The sequence below is a fragment of the Streptomyces sp. S4.7 genome, assembly GCF_010384365.1.
GTDB lineage: Bacteria > Actinomycetota > Actinomycetes > Streptomycetales > Streptomycetaceae > Streptomyces.
In genome coordinates, this window is the sequence record NZ_CP048397.1 from 5,576,016 (window position 1) to 5,594,131 (window position 18,116).

Genomic DNA, 18,116 nt, shown 5'->3' on the forward strand with positions numbered 1-18,116 from the left:
CCCTGACCTGCGGCTACCTCAGAAGCCGAAGTCCTGTGTCCACCACGGGCCGCCGCCGGCGAGGTGCGTGCCGATGCCGATGGTCTTGTAGTCGCAGTTCAGGATGTTCTCGCGGTGGCCCTCACTCGCCATCCAGGAGGCCATCACCGCTTGGGCGTCGGCCTGGCCCCGGGCGATGTTCTCGCCGCCCAGATTCGTGATCCCCGCCTGGTCGGCGCGGTCCCAGGGGGTGTCGCCGTCCGGGTCGGTGTGGTCGAAGAAGCCGCGGTCCGCCATGTCCTTGCTGAACGCCTCGGCGAGGCCGCTCAGGGCCTTGTCTGCGCGCAGCGGCTGACAGCCGGCCTTCGCCCGCTCCTCGTTGACCAGCGCGAGGACCTCCGCCTCGGCGGTGGACGGCGCTGAGACGGGGGGACGGGGCGTCTGCGGCGGCGGCGTGGCCCGGTCGGTGGTCTTCGCGGGCGCGGGCGCGCTGGTGGACGGGCTGTCGCTCGTCTCCTGGCTCCGGCTCCGCGTGGGATCGCTCTCCGGCGTCTTCGCCGGTTTCGACGCGCTCGGGGACGCGGAAGGCTTGTCCGGCGTCGACGGCTCGGATTTCGGCGGCGTGCTCGGCCGGTCGTCGTTACGGCTCGGCGACGCCGCCGCCTCGTCGGTGGGCTCGGCCGTCGAGCCGCCCTGCTGCTGGAGCTCGGGCGCGCCCGCGGTGCGGACCTGCTCGCCCGGGAGATTGCCGCCGCCGACGGTGTACTGCTCCCCGCCGGGCAGCAGCCCGGATGCCACGGCTACGGCTCCCATGGCCATCGCGGCGGAGGCGCCGAGCAGCCCGGTGCGTACGGGGCCGCCGATTCCCCTCTTCCGGCCTCGGCCCCGCCCCCGGTGCCGACCTGCCGCACCGGCCGCGTGGTCCTCAGCGGCGGGTGCGCCGGCCGAGCGACTATGGCGTCCCATCTGCTGTGCCTTCCTCGATCGATGTGCCCCAGGTGCTCGCGTGATTGCTCTCGCACCGCTCATGACGTCAATGCGCTTCACCCATTCGAGTGAGGCTCATTTCGACGGGACTGTACGCCAAGCGGGGTGGGGGCGATGTGCTCACGGAGGTATTGGCCCATTAGCTTGCACCTATGAACGAAGACGTGCGGATCACCGCTTGGGTACGCGGTCGCGTACAGGGAGTTGGCTTCCGCTGGTTCACCAGGGCAAACGCTCTGGAGATCGGGAGTCTGAGGGGCTTCGCCCTGAATCTGGACGACGGTCGGGTGCAGATCGTCGCAGAGGGCCCACGTGAGAATTGCCACCGTTTGCTCGAGTGGCTTCGTTCCGACGACACGCCCGGTCGTGTTGACGGAGTCACTGAGATTTGGGGCACACCGCGCGGTGGATACGAGACCTTCGCCATCCGGTGACCGCGACCTACCGCGCGGTGTCCCGAAGCGGCCCGAACGATCCCGATCATTCCTGTTCGATCTTGAACGGGCCGTGGTTTGCCGAGCCGCGCCCGACCAAGGCGGCGCCCGGCCTGCCCGTATGCCTCAGGCAAGTGCTCCCGGCAGGAATTGGCTGATGGTTGCCAAGAAACGGATTCTCATGCCAAGCTGCCGCGTTAACGATGATCTCCACGCCCCCCGGGGCCGCAGGAGAGGCGCCGCCGCACCGCACGCGGACGCACGCCCCTGGGCCGCCCGGCGATGACGGGCTGTGATCGTGTTGACCGTCAAACTTTTTGGTGAGACTCTGGAAGCCCCGCGCACCTTGGCTGTTTGGCAGTAAGAATCACAGTGCGGAACCTCTGCCAGGCAGTGCGGGTGCGGAAATCCCTCACGACCCACACCGCTTCGGTCGGTCACTCAGTGTGGAGGCCCATCCATCATGGCAAAGGCGCTTCTCGGTTACGTCGGCGGTTCTGACCCGCGACTCCTCGCCGAGATGCGACGGCTTCAGCAGCGCGTCCAGGACCTCGAATCCGAGCTTGTACGGATCCAGTCCGAGAATGACGCGTTGAGCGCTGCCGCCGCACAGCACCATGGCGATTCGCCGTTCGACGGCATCGACCTCGATGTACCCCAGGCGGAACCAGCGCTCACCTGACAGCAGCCCTCGCCGGGGCCAGGTGAGAAACACTCTCGCGAGAACATGCAAGGGACGCTTCGGCGTCCCTTCTGTCTTTCCCCCCACCGTCAATCCGGTTCTTCTCACGTCTGATGTGCCCTCCTCATTCAGCGGTGAAACCGCCGTCGGGCGAAGTGGGGAAGGTAGAGTCCGGCGGCGTGCACCTCAAGGCCATGACCCTGCGCGGGTTCAAATCCTTCGCCTCCGCCACGACGCTGAGGTTCGAACCCGGCATCACGTGCGTCGTCGGTCCGAACGGCTCGGGCAAATCCAACGTCGTGGACGCCCTTTCCTGGGTCATGGGCGAGCAGGGGGCCAAGTCACTGCGCGGCGGCAAGATGGAGGACGTGATCTTCGCCGGCACGACGGGCCGGCCACCGCTCGGACGCGCCGAAGTCTCCCTCACTATCGACAATTCCGACGGTGCGCTGCCCATCGACTACGCCGAGGTCACCATTACGCGGATCATGTTCCGCAACGGCGGCAGCGAATACCAGCTCAACGGGGACACCTGCCGGCTGCTGGACATCCAGGAACTGCTTTCCGACTCCGGTATCGGCCGCGAGATGCACGTCATCGTCGGCCAGGGACAACTCGATTCCGTCCTGCACGCCGATCCGATGGGGCGCAGGGCATTCATCGAAGAGGCCGCCGGTGTTCTGAAGCACCGTAAGCGCAAGGAGAAGGCGCTGCGGAAACTCGACGCGATGCAGGCCAACCTCGCGCGAGTCCAGGACCTGACCGACGAACTGCGGCGACAGCTCAAGCCGTTGGGGCGGCAGGCCGCGGTGGCACGCCGCGCGGCCGTCATCCAGGCCGACCTGCGCGACGCTCGGCTGCGGCTGCTCGCCGACGACCTCGTGAAGCTGCGTGACGCCCTCCGTACAGAGGTCGCCGACGAGGCGGCCCTCAAGCAGCGCAAGGAGGATGCCGAGCTCCGGCTGAGGCACGCGCTGGCACGCGAGGCGGAGCTGGAGGACGAGGTACGGCGGCTGGCACCGAGACTCCAGCGCGCGCAGCAGACCTGGTACGAACTCTCCCAGCTGGCCGAGCGGGTACGGGGCACCGTCTCGCTGGCCGACGCCCGGGTGAAGAGCGCCACCACCACGCCCGAGGACGAACGGCGCGGTCGGGACCCCGAGGACATGGAGCGCGAGGCCGCCCGCATCCGTGAGCAGGAGGCGGAGCTGGAGGCCGCGCTCGAAGCGGCCGAGCGCGCACTTGAGGACACCGTCGCGCACCGCTCCGACCTTGAGCGCGAGCTGGCGGCGGAGGAACGCCGCCTGAAGGACGTGGCGCGCGCGATCGCCGACCGCCGGGAGGGACTCGCCCGGCTCAACGGGCAGGTGAATGCCGCCCGCAGTCGCGCGGCGTCGGCGCAGGCCGAGATCGGCCGGCTCGCCGAGGCCCGTGACGGGGCGCGGCAGCGCGCCGTCTCCGCCCAGGAGGAGTACGAACAGCTCAAGGCGGAGGTCGACGGTCTGGACGCCGACGACCACGAGCTGGGCGAGCGGCACGACGAGGCCAAACGGGCGCTGGGCGAGGCTGAGAGCGCGCTGACGGCCGCGCGAGAGGCGGCCACGGCAGCCGAACGTGAACGCGCCGCCCTGTCCGCCCGTCACGACGCGCTCGCCCTCGGGCTGCGCCGCAAGGACGGCACCGGTGCGCTCCTGGGCGCGCGGGACCGGCTCGCCGGCCTGCTCGGACCCGCCGCCGAGCTGCTCACCGTCACGCCGGGCTTCGAGGTCCCGGTGGCGGCGGCGCTCGGCGCGGCGGCCGACGCGATCGCGGTGACCGACGCGACGACCGCGGCCGAGGCGATCCGCCTCCTGCGTAAAGAGGACGCGGGCCGGGCCTCCCTGCTGCTCGGTGCCGAACGGCCCGCGCGGGCGGTCGGCCTACCGGGGCAGGCGACGCCGCGGGACGGATCGGGCGACGGGGCCCCGGCCGGGGCGACCGGATCCGGTACGTCGCCGGGCGTGTCCGGTCAGGGGGCCGCCGGGGCGAGAGGCGTCACAGACACGGCGTCGAGCACCACCGGCGGGCCGGACACGGGGCCGGGGCCGCACGAGGACGGCGACGGCGTCGCCGGTGCTGTGCCAGGGCAGGGGGACGGGGCGCGTGACGTCACCACCGGCACGGACGCCCACGCCCACGGAGCCGCCCACGCCCGCCCCGTGCACGCCGCCGTGACCGATCCGGCCGTTCCCCGTGTCGTCGACCTCGTACGGGGCCCCGACGCGCTCATGGGCGCCGTACGACGCCTCGTCCAGGACATGGTCGTCGTCACGACCCTGGAGGACGCCGAGGAACTGGTCGCCGCGCGCCCCGGGCTGACCGCCGTGACGGCGGAGGGTGACCTCCTCGGCGCGCACTTCGCACACGGCGGCTCCGCCGGGGCGCCCAGCCTGCTCGAAGTGCAGGCTTCGGTCGACGAGGCGGCCGCCGAGCTGGCCGAACTCGCCGTACGGTGCGACGAACTGGCCGAGGCGCAGCGCCGGGCCACCGGGCGGCGTACCGAATGCGCCGCACTCGTCGAGGAGTTGGGGGAGCGGCGGCGGGCCGCCGACCGTGAGAAGTCCGCCGTGTCCGGCCAGTTGGGACGTCTCGCCGGCCAGGCCAGGGGCGCCGCGGGCGAGGCCGAGCGGACCTCGGCGGCCGCCGCCAAGGCCCAGGACGCGCTCGACCGGGCCACCGAGGAGGCCGAGGAACTGGCGGAGCGGCTGCTGGTCGCCGAGGAGGCACCCGTCGAGGAGGAGCCCGACACCTCCGTACGGGACCGGCTCGCCGCCGACGGAGCCAACGCCCGGCAGACCGAGATGGAGGCTCGGCTCCAGGTCCGTACCCACGAGGAGCGCGTCAAGGGGCTGGCGGGCCGTGCGGACTCCCTCGACCGGGGCGCCCGCGCCGAGCGCGAGGCGCGGGCCCGCGCGGAGCAGCGGCGGGCCAGGCTGCGCCACGAGGCCGCCGTCGCCAGGGCCGTCGCCTCCGGCGCCAGGCAACTGCTGGCGCACGTGGAGGTGTCGGTCGTACGCGCCGACGAGGAACGCACGGCGGCCGAGGCGGCGAAGGCGGGACGCGAACAGGAACTGGTCGCGGAGCGGAACCAGGGGCGCGATCTCAAGAACGAACTCGACAAGCTCACCGACTCGGTGCACCGGGGCGAGGTCCTGGGCGCCGAGAAGCGGATGAGGATCGAGCAGTTGGAGGCGAAGGCCCTGGAAGAGCTGGGTGTCGAGCCCGCCGGCCTGATCGCCGAGTACGGCCCGGACCAGCTCGTACCGCCGTCCCTGCCGGCCGAGGGCGAGGAACTGCCGGAGGACCCCGAGGACCCGCGCAACCAGCCCCGTCCCTACGTACGGGGCGAGCAGGAGAAGCGGCTCCGGTCGGCCGAACGGGCGTACCAGCAACTCGGGAAGGTGAATCCGCTCGCCCTGGAGGAGTTCGCGGCGCTGGAGGAGCGGCACAAGTTCCTCTCCGAGCAGCTCGAAGACCTCAAGAAGACGCGTACCGATCTGCTCCAGGTCGTCAAGGAGGTCGACGAACGGGTCGAGCAGGTCTTCACGGAGGCGTACCGGGACACGGCCCTTCAGTTCGAGGGCGTCTTCTCGCGGCTCTTCCCCGGGGGCGAGGGACGCCTCATCCTCACGGATCCCGACAACATGCTCACCAGCGGTGTGGACGTCGAGGCCAGGCCCCCCGGCAAGAAGGTCAAGCGGCTGTCCCTGCTGTCCGGCGGCGAGCGGTCGCTGACCGCCGTGGCGCTGCTCGTCTCGATCTTCAAGGCGAGGCCGAGCCCGTTCTACGTGATGGACGAGGTCGAGGCCGCGCTGGACGACACCAACCTCCAGCGGCTGATCCGGATCATGCAGGAACTCCAGGAGAGCTCCCAGCTGATCGTGATCACGCACCAGAAGCGCACGATGGAGGTCGCCGACGCGCTGTACGGCGTCTCCATGCAGGGCGACGGCGTCTCCAAGGTGATCAGCCAGCGCCTCCACTGAAGGCGCGCCCGGACGAGCGCCGGCATCTCCGCTGAACGGCCACCGTCAGGTGGTGGGCCGTGTGGAGCTGTGCCCCACTGGAGGGGCTTTCCGACCACGCCCGGGGGCAGCTTCCGGCCGGCCCCAGGAGCCCATGTGACGAGCACAGCCAAGTCGCCGCGGTCCGGCGGCCAACAGTCCCACCCGGAGCACCTCGGCCACGTCATCTTCATCACCGCGGCAGCCGCCATGGGCGGCTTCCTCTTCGGCTACGACAGCTCCGTCATCAACGGCGCCGTCGAGGCCATCAGGGACCGTTTCGACATCGGCTCCGGGCCACTGGCCCAGGTGATCGCCGCCGCGCTGATCGGCTGCGCCATCGGGGCAGCGACGGCGGGCCGGATCGCCGACCGGATCGGCCGTATCCGCTGTATGCAGATCTCGTCCGTGCTGTTCACCATCAGTGCCGTCGGCTCCGCGCTGCCCTTCGCGCTCTGGGACCTCGCCATGTGGCGGGTCATCGGCGGGTTCGCCATCGGTATGGCCTCCGTCATCGGCCCCGCGTACATCGCGGAGGTCTCGCCGCCCGCGTACCGCGGCCGGCTCGCCTCGTTCCAGCAGGCGGCGATCGTCCTGGGAATCGCCCTCTCTCAATTGGTGAACTTCGGCATCCTGCAGATCGCCGACGGCGACCAGCGCGGCGAGACCGGCGGCCTGGAGGCCTGGCAGTGGATGCTCGGCGTCATGGTCGTTCCGGCGACCCTCTACGGCCTGCTCTCCTTCGCCATCCCCGAATCGCCCCGCTTCCTGATCTCCGTCGGCAGGAACGAGGCGGCCAGGGGTGTGCTCGCCGAGGTCGAGGACAGGAACACCGACCTCGACGCGCGTGTACGGGAGATCGAGGCCAACCTCCACAAGGAGCACAAGCCGACGTTCAAGGACCTGCTCGGCAGGGTGGGCTTCCTGCCGGTCGTCTGGATCGGCATCGGCCTCTCCGCCCTCCAGCAACTCGTCGGCATCAACGTGATCTTCTACTACAGCGCGTCGCTGTGGCAGTCCGTCGGTATCGATCCCACCAGCTCGTTCTTCTACTCGTTCACCACGTCGATCATCAACATCATCGGCACCGTCATCGCGATGGTCTTCGTCGACCGGATCGGACGCCGGCCGCTCCTTCTGATCGGCTCCGCCGGTATGACGGTGTCGCTGGCCCTGGCGGCGTGGGCGTTCTCCTACAAAAGCGGCAGCGGCACCGACATCTCCATCCCGAACACCCAGGGCACCGTGGCACTCGTCGCCGCCCACTCCTTCGTGCTCTTCTTCGCGCTGTCGTGGGGCGTCGTCGTCTGGGTGCTGCTCGGCGAGATGTTCCCCGGCCGGATCCGGGCCGCGGCGCTCGGCGTGGCCGCGTCGGCGCAGTGGATCGCCAACTGGGCTGTCACGGTCACTTTCCCGACGCTGTCGGACTGGGATCTGTCGGGGGCATACGTGATCTACTCGGGCTTCGCCCTGCTCTCGATCTACTTCATCCTGAAGTGGATTCCCGAGACCAAGGGCAAGGCGCTGGAGGAGATGGGCTGAGGCGCCCCGGGCCCGGCCCCGAGGCCGGGATCGGCCGCCCCGCCGGGGCCCGGAATCTCCCCATCGGCCGAAGCGGGGCATCGCCTGCGAAGATGACGTGGTGGACATCGTCATTCTTGCCGTAGTCATCGCCGTGGTCGCTGTCGGCGCAATCACCGGGCTCCTGGTCAGCAGCCGTAGGAAGAAGCCGCCGCCCCCGGGACCGTCGAGCACGCCGACCATCACGACCCCGCCCGCCGAGCCGCACGTCGGCGACGAGGCGGGGCCGCCGCGGGAGGAATCCCGCCGCACCATCGAGGAGGTGGGTCTCCCCGACGCGACGGCGACGCCGCCCGCCGTCGAGGACCCGGTCGTGGCCGCCCCACCGGTGGCGATCGAGATCCCGGAACCGTCGGCCGGCCGTCTGGTCAGGCTCCGCGCCCGCCTCGCCCGCTCGCAGAACACCCTCGGCAAGGGGCTGCTCACGCTGCTGTCGCGCGAGCACCTGGACGAGGAGACGTGGGAGGAGATCGAGGACACCCTGCTCACCGCCGACGTCGGTGTCGCGCCCACGCAGGAGCTGGTGGAGCGGCTGCGTGAGCGGGTCAGGGTGCTCGGTACGCGTACTCCCGACGAGCTGCGGGTGCTGCTCCGCGAGGAACTGCTCGCCCTGCTCCGTACGGACTTCGACCGCGCCGTGAAGACCGAGAGCGGTCTGGACACCCCGGGCGTCGTCATGGTCGTCGGCGTCAACGGCACCGGCAAGACCACGACGACCGGCAAGCTGGCGCGGGTCCTGGTGGCCGACGGCCGGTCGGTCGTGCTCGGCGCCGCCGACACTTTCCGCGCCGCCGCGGCCGATCAGCTTCAGACGTGGGGCGAGCGGGTGGGCGCGCGTACGGTGCGCGGTCCCGAGGGCGGCGACCCGGCGTCGATCGCGTTCGACGCGGTCAAGGAGGGCATCGCCGAGGGGGCGGACGTCGTCCTCATCGACACGGCTGGTCGACTGCACACCAAGACCGGGCTGATGGACGAGCTCGGCAAGGTCAAGCGCGTGGTGGAGAAGCACGGTCCGCTGGACGAGGTGCTGCTGGTCCTGGACGCGACGACGGGGCAGAACGGTCTCGTGCAGGCGCGGGTGTTCGCGGAGGTCGTGGACATCACCGGCATCGTGCTGACCAAGCTGGACGGCACGGCCAAGGGCGGCATCGTGATCGCGGTCCAGCGCGAACTGGGTGTTCCGGTCAAGCTGATCGGGCTGGGCGAGGGCCCCGACGACCTGGCGCCGTTCGAGCCGGAGGCGTTCGTCGACGCGCTGATCGACGGCTGACGGACGCGGTGCGCGCCGTACGAGCCGCCGTATCCGGCGACGTACGGGGCGGCCCACGAAGCGGCGTACGGAGAAAGGGCCCTTCCGCGTGGCGCGCGGTGGGGCCTTTCGTACGGAGGCGACGCGACGCGGCCGGCGGCGGCACCGGCGTCGGGGCCGGGTTCAGTTGCGGCCGGGTTCAGGTCGCGACCGGGTTCAGTCGCGACCGGGCGAACGGTGGCAGACGTACGCCAGGGTGCCGAGCAGCAGTCGTGCCTGCGGCGGATCGGCCGCCGTCTCCAGGGCCGGCGGCCGGAGCCAGCGGACGGGCCCGAGGCCGCCGAGGTCGGACGGCGGGGCGGTGACATGGTCGCCCGCGCCCAGACAGCGCAGATCGAGACCGGCGTCGTCCCAGCCCATCCGGTAGAGCAGGTTGGGCAGTTCGGCGGCGGCGCCCGGCGCGACGAAGAAGTAGGCCCGCCCCGTCGGCGTGACGGCGACGGGGCCGAGCGGCAGCCCCATCCGCTCCAGCCTGACCAAGGCGCGGCGGCCGACCGGTTCGGCGACGTCGATGATGTCGAAGGCGCGGCCCACAGGCAGCAGTACGGCCGCTCCTGGCGTCTCGGACCATGCCCTGGCGGCATCGTCCAGCGTGGCCCCCGCGGCGACTTCCAGCCCGGGCCCCAGCGGATGCGCGCCCGGTGCCGGGCACTTGGCCGCGCCACAGGAGCAGCGGCCCGCCACGGCGCGTGCGCCGGGGGCGACGTCCCAGCCCCAGAGCCCGGTGTACTCCGCCACCGTCGTGAATTCGGTGCCACGGCCGCGGCGCCGTGAACCGGACCGCATCTCCCGGATTCCGCCGATCGTGAAGCCCATGCCCCCTCCAACGGGTCGAACTCGTCGGTAGTTACGATGCGAAGTTCCGTGGTGACCCTCTGTGGGATTCCTGTCCTCTTCGCGCCCTTCGCACTCGTTCCGACGGCGCGAGGTGACATCCGGGGTGGTGTGTTCGGGGTCGCGCGCCCCCACGTGCAACGCTCCACCTCTTCCTGATCGTCATCTGGCAAGTGAATCGCGCCTGGCCGCAGACGAGTTCATTCGAAGGGGTGGCGAATGGTGGCGTTTGCGGAATCCCCCTCGCTGGAAGGGTGATCGTAGGATTACTTTGAGTACGCGAACGGTGGGAAGTCGCACGTTCGTGGTTATGCCGCAGGCAACTCGGTTTTCTGTTCGACGGAGCGCGATCTCCGGACAGACAGCCGTAAGTGACGGCATTCTGGTAGAAGTTCGCGCGACAGGGCTTCAGCGAATGGGGGCGTTCCAGTGGGCGGCAGTGGCGCAGACGGTACGGCTGCCGGCAAGCGCCCGAACGAGCAGTTGAGCTCGTGGTTCCGGCGCAGCGGCTGGTCCAAGGGTGAGCTCGCCCGCCAAGTGAACCGCCGGGCCCGCCAGATGGGCGCTCACCACATCAGCACGGACACCTCGCGCGTACGTCGCTGGCTCGACGGCGAACAGCCGCGGGAGCCCATCCCGCGCATCCTCTCGGAGTTGTTCTCGGAGCGCTTCGGCACCGTCGTCTCGGTCGAGGACCTCGGGCTGCGCTCCGCGCGTCAGTCGCCGTCGGTGTCCGGCGTCGACCTGCCCTGGGCGGGCCCCCAGACCGTCTCGCTGATCAGCGAGTTCTCACGCAGCGATCTGATGCTGGCCAGGCGCGGCTTCCTCGGGACGTCGCTCGCGCTCGCCGCCGGCCCCGCCCTCGTCGAACCGATGCAGCGCTGGCTGGTGCCCACGTCGCCGGCCGACCAGGACGGCGCCGACGTGGCCGCCGTGCGCCGCCCCTCCCGGCTCTCCGCACCGGAGTTGGACCTCCTGGAGTCCACCACGGCGATGTTCCGCCAGTGGGACGCGCAGTGCGGCGGTGGTCTGCGCCGCAAGGCGGTCGTGGGCCAGCTCCACGAGGTCACGGACCTGCTCCAGGAGTCGCAGTCCGAGGTCACGGCGCGGCGGCTCTTCAGGTGCGCGGCCGAACTGTCCGAGCTGGCCGGCTGGATGAGCTACGACGTGGGACTCCAGCCCAACGCCCAGAAGTACTTCGTCCTGGCCCTGCACGCCGCCAAGGAGGCCGGGGACAAGGCCCTCGGGTCGTACATCCTCTCTTCCATGAGCCGTCAGATGATCCATGTCGGGCGCCCCGACGACGCCCTGGAGCTCATCCACCTCGCCCAGTACGGCAGCAGGGACTGCGCCACGGCCCGTACGCAGTCGATGCTGTACGCGATGGAGGCGAGGGCGTACGCCAACATGGGGCAGCCCGGCAAGTGCAAGCGCGCGGTGCGGATGGCGGAGAACACCTTCGCCGACGCCGGGGACGACGGTGAGCCGGAGCCCGACTGGATCCGGTTCTTCTCCGAGGCCGAGCTCAACGGTGAGAACGCGCACTCCTACCGGGACCTGGCCTACGTCGCCGGGCGCAGCCCGACGTACGCCTCGCTCGCCGAGCCCGTCATGGAGCGCGCCGTCCAGCTCTTCGAGAAGGACGAGGAGCACCAGCGGTCGTACGCGCTGAACCTCGTGGGGATGGCCACCGTCCACCTCCTGAAGAGGGAGCCCGAGCGGTCCACTCCGCTTCTCAAGGAGGCGCTGGGCATCGCCAGGAAGGTGCGCTCCGAGCGCGTCAACACACGGCTCCGCAAGACGGTGACCACGGCCACCCGGGACTTCGGGGACGTCTCCGAGATCGACCAGCTCACCGAGCAGCTCACCGAGGAGCTTCCGGAGCCCGCGGAAGCCGTCTGAGCGCCTTGTGGAGCCCCCGAGTCGGGGAGGGCCCCGCTCCCGTCCCCGCGCGCCACTGAGCCCCGGCCGCGGCCCTCGCCCCGTACAGCCCGACACGGCTTCCCCCGCGCCAGGTCAACAGGGTGGGCGCCGCGGCCGGATTCTGCCATCGCCGCACCTCGCGACACGGCAGTTCATCCAGGCGTAACACTCCGGACCACATCGTCACTGGCGTGAAACATCGGGTGGCATCGACCGAAATCACCCCACGTCAATCTCCTCACCACTAGTCGGCCCACAGAAGTAAGAGCATCCGCACGGGCCGTATTTCCCACCCACGAGGAGACGCCGGCCTTGAATGGCGCAGATACCGCATTCGTATTGATCAGTGCCGCGCTCGTCATGTTGATGACGCCCGGCCTGGCCTTCTTCTACGGCGGCATGGTCCGGGTGAAAAGCGCCCTGAACATGCTCATGATGTCCTTCATCTCGCTCGGCATCGTCAGCGTGCTGTGGGTGCTCTACGGGTACTCGCTCACATTCGGTGACGACATCGGTGGAGGACTGCTCGGCAACTTCGACCACATCGGTCTGAAGGGCATCACGCCCGAGACGCTCACGGGCGGCGACGAGGGAATCCCCGTCTACGCCTTCGCCCTCTTCCAGCTGATGTTCGCCGTACTGACCCCGGCGCTGATGAGCGGCGCACTCGCCGACCGCGTCAAGTTCACCGCCTGGGCCCTGTTCATCGGCCTTTGGGTCACCGTCGTCTACTTCCCGGTCGCGCACTGGGTGTGGCAGGCCGACGGCTGGCTCTTCAAGCTGGAAGTGATCGACTTCGCCGGTGGTACGGCGGTCCACATCAACGCCGGTATCGGAGCACTCGCCGCGGTCCTTGTCGTCGGCAAGCGCATCGGGTTCAAAAAGGACCCGATGAGGCCGCACAGCCTGCCGCTGGTGGTTCTCGGCGCCGCGCTGCTGTGGTTCGGCTGGTTCGGCTTCAACGCCGGCTCCGCCCTCGCCGCCAACGGCACGTCCGCGATCATGGCTTTCAACACGCAGATCGCCACCGGCGCGGCCATGCTCGGCTGGCTCATCTACGAGCGCATCCGGCACGGCGCGTTCACCACGCTCGGTGCGGCCTCAGGAGCCGTCGCCGGTCTGGTGGCGATCACCCCGTCCGGCGCGCACGTCAACCCGTTCGGCGCGCTGCTCATCGGCGTCGTCGCCGGAGCGGCCTGCTCGTGGGCCGTCAGCCTCAAGTACAAGCTCGGCTACGACGACTCGCTCGACGTCGTCGGCGTCCACCTCGTCGGCGGTGTCATCGGCACCCTGCTCGTCGGCGTCCTGGCGGTCGACGGCATCGGCGGTGCCTCGCAGCTCGGCAAGCAGGCGATCGGCGCCTTCTCGGTGATGGCGTACTCCTTCGTGGTCTCCTGGATCCTGGCCAAGATCGTCGATGTCACCATCGGCTTCCGGGCCTCCGAGGACGACGAGACCAGCGGTGTGGACATGGCGTTCCACGCCGAATCCGCGTACGACTTCAGCGCGGTGGGAGGCTCGCCCTCGGGCCGAAGCAGTGTGACCGCTACGGACAAGGACCTCGCCGGCGCGGCGCGGAACAAGAAGGTGGACGTATGAAGCTCATCACCGCAGTCGTCAAGCCACACCGACTGGACGAGATCAAGGAGGCCCTCCAGGCCTTCGGAGTCCAGGGCCTGACGGTCACGGAAGCAAGCGGATACGGCCGGCAGCGCGGCCACACCGAGGTCTACCGGGGCGCGGAGTACACCGTCGACCTGGTGCCGAAGATCCGCATCGAGGTGCTCGTCGAGGACGGCGACGCCGAGCAGCTCATCGAGGTCGTCGTGAAGGCCGCCAGGACGGGCAAGATCGGCGACGGCAAGGTGTGGAGCGTGCCGGTGGACACGGCGGTCCGGGTCCGTACGGGGGAACGGGGCCCTGACGCCCTCTGACACCGGACTCGGTCCGATGCCAGCGCGTGCTCGGTGAGCGGGCACGCTCTGGCGCCGGGCGCACCCTCCCAAGGGGTGCGCCCGGCGCCGCTCGCGTTCCGGGGACGGGGCGGGAGCCGGCGCCCAACTCGTGACGACGTCGCGCGAGTTGAGACACCGAGCGCGCTCGGAGACCGGACGCGCAGCGAAACCGGGTGTCCCTCACGCGGGACGCCCGCCGAAAGACGGGACCTGCCGGGTGACCACCCCTCAACAGACGACCGGACAACCGGACCCGGGACCCAGCGGCTACGCGGCCGCCCGGCTGAGCCTGCTGCACGAGAAGGCGCGGTCCGGCCCGCCACGCAGGGCCGCCCTGTCACGGCTCACGGACGACTGGCTGCACGCGCTGTTCACCGCCGCCGCACGCGAGGCGGGCGTCCAGGGCGCGGCCCTCGTCGCCGTCGGCGGTTACGGACGCGGCGAACTGTCCCCCCGCAGCGACCTCGACCTCCTCCTCCTGCACGACGGCAGCTGCGACGCCGCGGCGATCGCCGCGCTCGCGGACCGCGTCTGGTACCCCGTCTGGGACCTCGGGCTCGCCCTCGACCACTCCGTACGTACGACCTCAGAGGCCCGAAGGACCGCCGGCGAGGACCTGAAGGTGCAACTCGGGCTCCTCGACGCCCGCCACATCGTCGGAGACCCGGCGCCCACCGCCGCGCTGCGCACCGCCGTACTCGCCGACTGGCGCAACCAGGCCCCCAAGCGCCTGCCCGAACTCGACGAACTCTGCCGCGAACGCGCGGAGCGCCAGGGCGAACTGCAGTTCCTCCTCGAACCCGACCTCAAGGAGGCACGGGGCGGGCTCAGGGACGCCACTGCGCTGCGCGCCGTCGCCGCGTCCTGGCTGGCCGACGCCCCCCGCGAGGGACTCGCCGACGCCCGCCGCGCGCTCCTCGACGTACGCGACGCCCTGCACCTGACGACCGGCCGGGCCACCGACCGGCTCGCCCTCCAGGAACAGGACGGCGTCGCCGCCGACCTCGGCATCGGCGACGCCGACGAACTCCTGCGACAGGTCTACGAAGCGGCGCGCACCGTGTCGTACGCCTCCGACGTCACCTGGCGCGAGGTCAACCGCGTCCTGCGCTCCCGCGCCGCCCGCCCGCGCCTGCGCGCCCTCCTGGGCGGCAGCCGCCCCGCCCCGGAGCGGACGCCGCTCGCCGAAGGCGTCGTGGAGCAGGACGGCGAGGCGGTGCTCGCCAGGACGGCCCGCGTCGAACGCGACGCCGCGCTGCCCCTGCGCGCCGCTGCCGCCGCCGCCCAGTCCGGGCTGCCGATCTCGCCCTACGTCGTCAGGCGGCTCGCCGCCGCGCACCCGCTGCCCGTGCCGTGGCCCGCCGCGGCACGTGAGGAGTTCGTCACGCTGCTCGGCGCGGGGGAGCCGACGGTCGCCGTCTGGGAAGCGTTCGAGGCCGAAGGCCTGATCACGCGCCTCATCCCCGAGTGGGAGCGCGTCCGCTGCCGGCCCCAGCGCAACGCCGTGCACACCTGGACCGTGGACCGTCACCTCGTCGAGACGGCGGTCGAGGCGTCCGCGCTGACCCGCCGGGTGAGTCGGCCCGACCTGCTCCTGGTCGCGGCCCTGCTCCACGACATCGGCAAGGGTCTGCCCGGAGACCACTCCGCGGCCGGTGAGCCCGTCGCGCGCTCCGTCGCCCTGCGGATCGGCTTCGACCGGGCCGACGCGGAGGTCGTCGCCACGCTCGTACGCCACCATCTGCTGCTCGTCGAAACGGCCACCCGGCGTGACCTGGACGATCCGGCGACCGTCGGCTCCGTCGCCGAGAAGGTCGACTCGCTGTCCACCCTCGAACTGCTCCACGCGCTCACCGAGGCCGACGCGCTCGCCACCGGGCCCGCCGCGTGGTCCGCGTGGCGTTCGTCGCTCGTCACCGACCTCGTCGGCCGCGTCGCCGCCGTCCTCGCGGGCAGGGCGCCCGCCGCCCCGCGCCCCGTGGTGACCAGCGCGGAACAAGAACGCCTCGCCGTCGAGGCGCTGCGCACCGGCGGCCCCGTCCTGTCCCTCCACGCCCAGCCGGAGCCTCCCCAGGAGGACGACGAACCGGAGCCGGTCGGCGTCGAACTCCTTATCGCCCTCCCCGACCGCCCCGGCGTCCTGCCGGCCGCCGCGGGGGTCCTCGCACTGCACCGGCTCACCGTGCGGGCGGCCGATCTGCGCATCGTCGAACTGCCGACGGCGCTCGGCGAGGTCTCCGACGTCCTGCTGCTGAGCTGGCGGGTCGCGGCGGCGTACGGGTCCCTGCCCCAGGCCACGCGGCTGCGAGCCGACCTCGTACGGGCCCTGGACGGCTCGCTCGACATCCGGTCCCGGCTCGCGGAGCGCGAGGCCGCCTATCCCCGACGGCGCGGCACCCAGGCCCCGCCGCCCCGGGTGGCGGTGGTGCCGGGCAGTTCGGAACTGGCCACCGTGATCGAAGTACGCGCGCAGGACGCCCCCGGCCTGCTGCACCGGATCGGGCGGGCGCTGGAGGAGGCGGCGGTACGGGTCCGCAGCGCGCACGTGTCCACACTGGGCGCGAACGTGGTGGACACCGTTTACATCACCCGCCCCGACGGGGCCCTCCTGACGACGGGGGAGGCGACGGCGGTCGCGAAGATGGTGGAGGAGGCCCTGCGCGGGTGACACGGGGCGGCGGACCGTCGCAGTACGGGGCGGGTAAGTCGCGGCGTCGGAGGACCCCGCAGGGGCAATCCCACCGGGCAGGGCCCCTCGTATTTGCCCGGCCGGATACCCTGGAGAGCAATCCACTCTGACCCCGACCCCTGAGGACCTACGAGCGCCGTGTTCGATACCCTCTCCGATCGCCTCTCAGCGACTTTCAAAACCCTCCGCGGCAAGGGGCGACTGTCCGAGGCGGACATCGACGCCACCGCACGCGAGATCCGCATCGCGCTCCTCGAGGCGGACGTCGCGCTTCCCGTGGTCCGCGACTTCACCGCGAAGGTCAAGGAGCGGTCACGCGGTGAAGAGGTCTCGCGGGCGCTCAACCCCAGCCAGCAGATCATCAAGATCGTCAACGAGGAGCTCGTAGGCATCCTCGGCGGCGAGACGCGGCGCCTGCGCTTCGCCAAGCAGCCGCCCACCGTGATCATGCTCGCCGGCCTCCAGGGCGCGGGCAAGACGACCCTCGCGGGCAAGCTGGGCCTCTGGCTCAAGGGCCAGGGACACTCCCCGCTGCTGGTCGCCTGTGACCTCCAGCGCCCCAACGCCGTCAACCAGCTCTCTGTCGTCGCCGAGCGCGCGGGCGTCTCGGTGTACGCCCCGGAGCCCGGCAACGGTGTGGGCGACCCGGTCAAGGTGGCCGAGGACTCGATCAAGTACGCCAAGGACAGGGTCCACGACGTCGTCATCGTCGACACCGCCGGTCGTCTCGGCATCGACGAGGAACTGATGCGGCAGGCCGCGGACATCCGCGACGCCGTCAACCCCGACGAGGTCCTGTTCGTCGTCGACGCGATGATCGGCCAGGACGCGGTCAACACCGCCGAGGCCTTCCGTGACGGAGTCGGCTTCGACGGCGTCGTGCTGTCCAAGCTCGACGGCGATGCCCGCGGCGGCGCCGCGCTGTCCATCGCGCACGTCACCGGCAAGCAGATCATGTTCGCCTCCAACGGCGAGAAGCTGGACGAGTTCGACGCGTTCCACCCGGACCGCATGGCGTCCCGCATCCTCGACATGGGCGACATGCTCAGCCTCATCGAGAAGGCCGAGCAGACCTTCAGCCAGGCCGAGGCCGAGAAGATGGCCCAGAAGCTGGCGAAGGGCCCCAAGGAGTTCACGCTCGACGACTTCCTGGCGCAGATGGAACAGGTCCGGAAGATGGGCTCCATCTCGAAGCTGCTCGGGATGCTGCCCGGCATGGCCCAGATGAAGGACCAGATCAGCAACATCGACGAGCGGGACGTCGACCGCACCGCCGCGATCATCAAGTCCATGACGCCGGGGGAGCGGCACGAGCCGACCATCATCAACGGTTCACGCCGGGCGCGCATCGCCAAGGGTTCGGGCGTCGAGGTCAGCGCCGTGAAGAGCCTGGTGGAGCGGTTCTTCGAGGCCCGCAAGATGATGTCGAAGATGGCTCAGGGTGGCGGGATGCCGGGAATGCCGGGCGCTCCCGGCTCGGGCGGCGGGCCCGGCAGGCAGAAGAAGCAGCAGAAGCAGGCCAAGGGGAAGCGGCGCTCGGGCAACCCGATGAAGCGCAAGGCCGAGGAGCAGGCCGCCGCGGTTCGGCGCGAGGAAGCGGCGCAGGCGGGCGGCGCGTTCGGCCTGCCAGCGGCCGAGGCGGACAAGAACTTCGAACTGCCCGACGAGTTCAAGAAGTTCATGGGCTGAGGCGGTCGGCC

The 18,116-nt window shown here is 70.8% G+C and carries 12 protein-coding genes; 10 read left to right on the plus strand and 2 right to left on the minus strand.

Annotated elements, in window-relative coordinates; genetic code table 11:
• Nucleotides 1-18: 18 nt before the first annotated feature.
• Nucleotides 19-945 (minus strand): CAP domain-containing protein, encoded by a 927-nt coding sequence (locus tag SSPS47_RS24965; RefSeq protein WP_164252951.1) that lies wholly within the window; start codon nucleotides 943-945, stop codon nucleotides 19-21.
• Nucleotides 946-1,118: 173 nt separating this feature from the next.
• Between SSPS47_RS24965 and SSPS47_RS24970 the strand changes: the two genes are divergently transcribed.
• The 5 genes from SSPS47_RS24970 to ftsY all read left to right on the plus strand — a co-directional run bounded on the left by SSPS47_RS24970 (nucleotide 1,119) and on the right by ftsY (nucleotide 8,976).
• A complete protein-coding gene (locus SSPS47_RS24970) occupies nucleotides 1,119-1,400 on the plus strand; it encodes an acylphosphatase (protein WP_164252952.1) in 282 nt (93 codons plus the stop codon).
• Nucleotides 1,401-1,863: 463 nt separating this feature from the next.
• Nucleotides 1,864-2,082 carry a hypothetical protein gene (locus SSPS47_RS24975; RefSeq protein WP_023538382.1) on the plus strand — a complete coding sequence of 73 codons (219 nt, stop codon included), beginning with the start codon at nucleotides 1,864-1,866 and terminating at the stop codon, nucleotides 2,080-2,082.
• Nucleotides 2,083-2,261: 179 nt separating this feature from the next.
• Nucleotides 2,262-6,107, plus strand: coding sequence for an AAA family ATPase (locus tag SSPS47_RS24980; RefSeq protein WP_164252953.1), 3,846 nt, complete (start codon nucleotides 2,262-2,264; stop codon nucleotides 6,105-6,107).
• Nucleotides 6,108-6,242: 135 nt separating this feature from the next.
• Nucleotides 6,243-7,667, plus strand: a complete 1,425-nt coding sequence (locus SSPS47_RS24985) for a sugar porter family MFS transporter (protein ID WP_164252954.1) — start codon at nucleotides 6,243-6,245, stop codon at nucleotides 7,665-7,667.
• Nucleotides 7,668-7,767: 100 nt separating this feature from the next.
• Nucleotides 7,768-8,976, plus strand: a complete 1,209-nt coding sequence (gene ftsY, locus SSPS47_RS24990) for a signal recognition particle-docking protein FtsY (protein WP_147878281.1) — start codon at nucleotides 7,768-7,770, stop codon at nucleotides 8,974-8,976.
• A gap of 195 nt (nucleotides 8,977-9,171) precedes the next feature.
• On the opposite strand, the gene SSPS47_RS24995 is transcribed toward ftsY, so the two are convergent.
• Nucleotides 9,172-9,831: a bifunctional DNA primase/polymerase gene (locus SSPS47_RS24995; protein ID WP_164252955.1), complete on the minus strand. Its 660-nt coding sequence runs from the start codon at nucleotides 9,829-9,831 to the stop codon at nucleotides 9,172-9,174.
• Nucleotides 9,832-10,278: 447 nt separating this feature from the next.
• On the opposite strand from SSPS47_RS24995, the gene SSPS47_RS25000 reads away from it, so the two are divergent.
• From SSPS47_RS25000 to ffh, 5 genes are all read left to right on the plus strand, one after another.
• Complete coding sequence (locus tag SSPS47_RS25000; protein WP_164252956.1) at nucleotides 10,279-11,751, plus strand: hypothetical protein; 1,473 nt, start codon at nucleotides 10,279-10,281, stop codon at nucleotides 11,749-11,751.
• Between the two features lie 333 nt (nucleotides 11,752-12,084).
• Complete coding sequence (locus tag SSPS47_RS25005) at nucleotides 12,085-13,371, plus strand: ammonium transporter (protein WP_078074857.1); 1,287 nt, start codon at nucleotides 12,085-12,087, stop codon at nucleotides 13,369-13,371.
• On the plus strand, nucleotides 13,368-13,706 hold the full coding sequence (locus tag SSPS47_RS25010; RefSeq protein ID WP_078074856.1) for a P-II family nitrogen regulator: 339 nt from the start codon (nucleotides 13,368-13,370) through the stop codon (nucleotides 13,704-13,706). Before SSPS47_RS25005 ends, SSPS47_RS25010 begins: the two co-directional genes overlap by 4 nt.
• A 238-nt stretch (nucleotides 13,707-13,944) precedes the next feature.
• Entirely contained in the window at nucleotides 13,945-16,395 is a 2,451-nt protein-coding gene (locus SSPS47_RS25015) for a [protein-PII] uridylyltransferase (protein ID WP_164252957.1), read from the plus strand.
• Nucleotides 16,396-16,554: 159 nt separating this feature from the next.
• On the plus strand, nucleotides 16,555-18,105 hold the full coding sequence (ffh, locus tag SSPS47_RS25020; protein ID WP_147878276.1) for a signal recognition particle protein: 1,551 nt from the start codon (nucleotides 16,555-16,557) through the stop codon (nucleotides 18,103-18,105).
• Nucleotides 18,106-18,116: the final 11 nt, after the last annotated feature.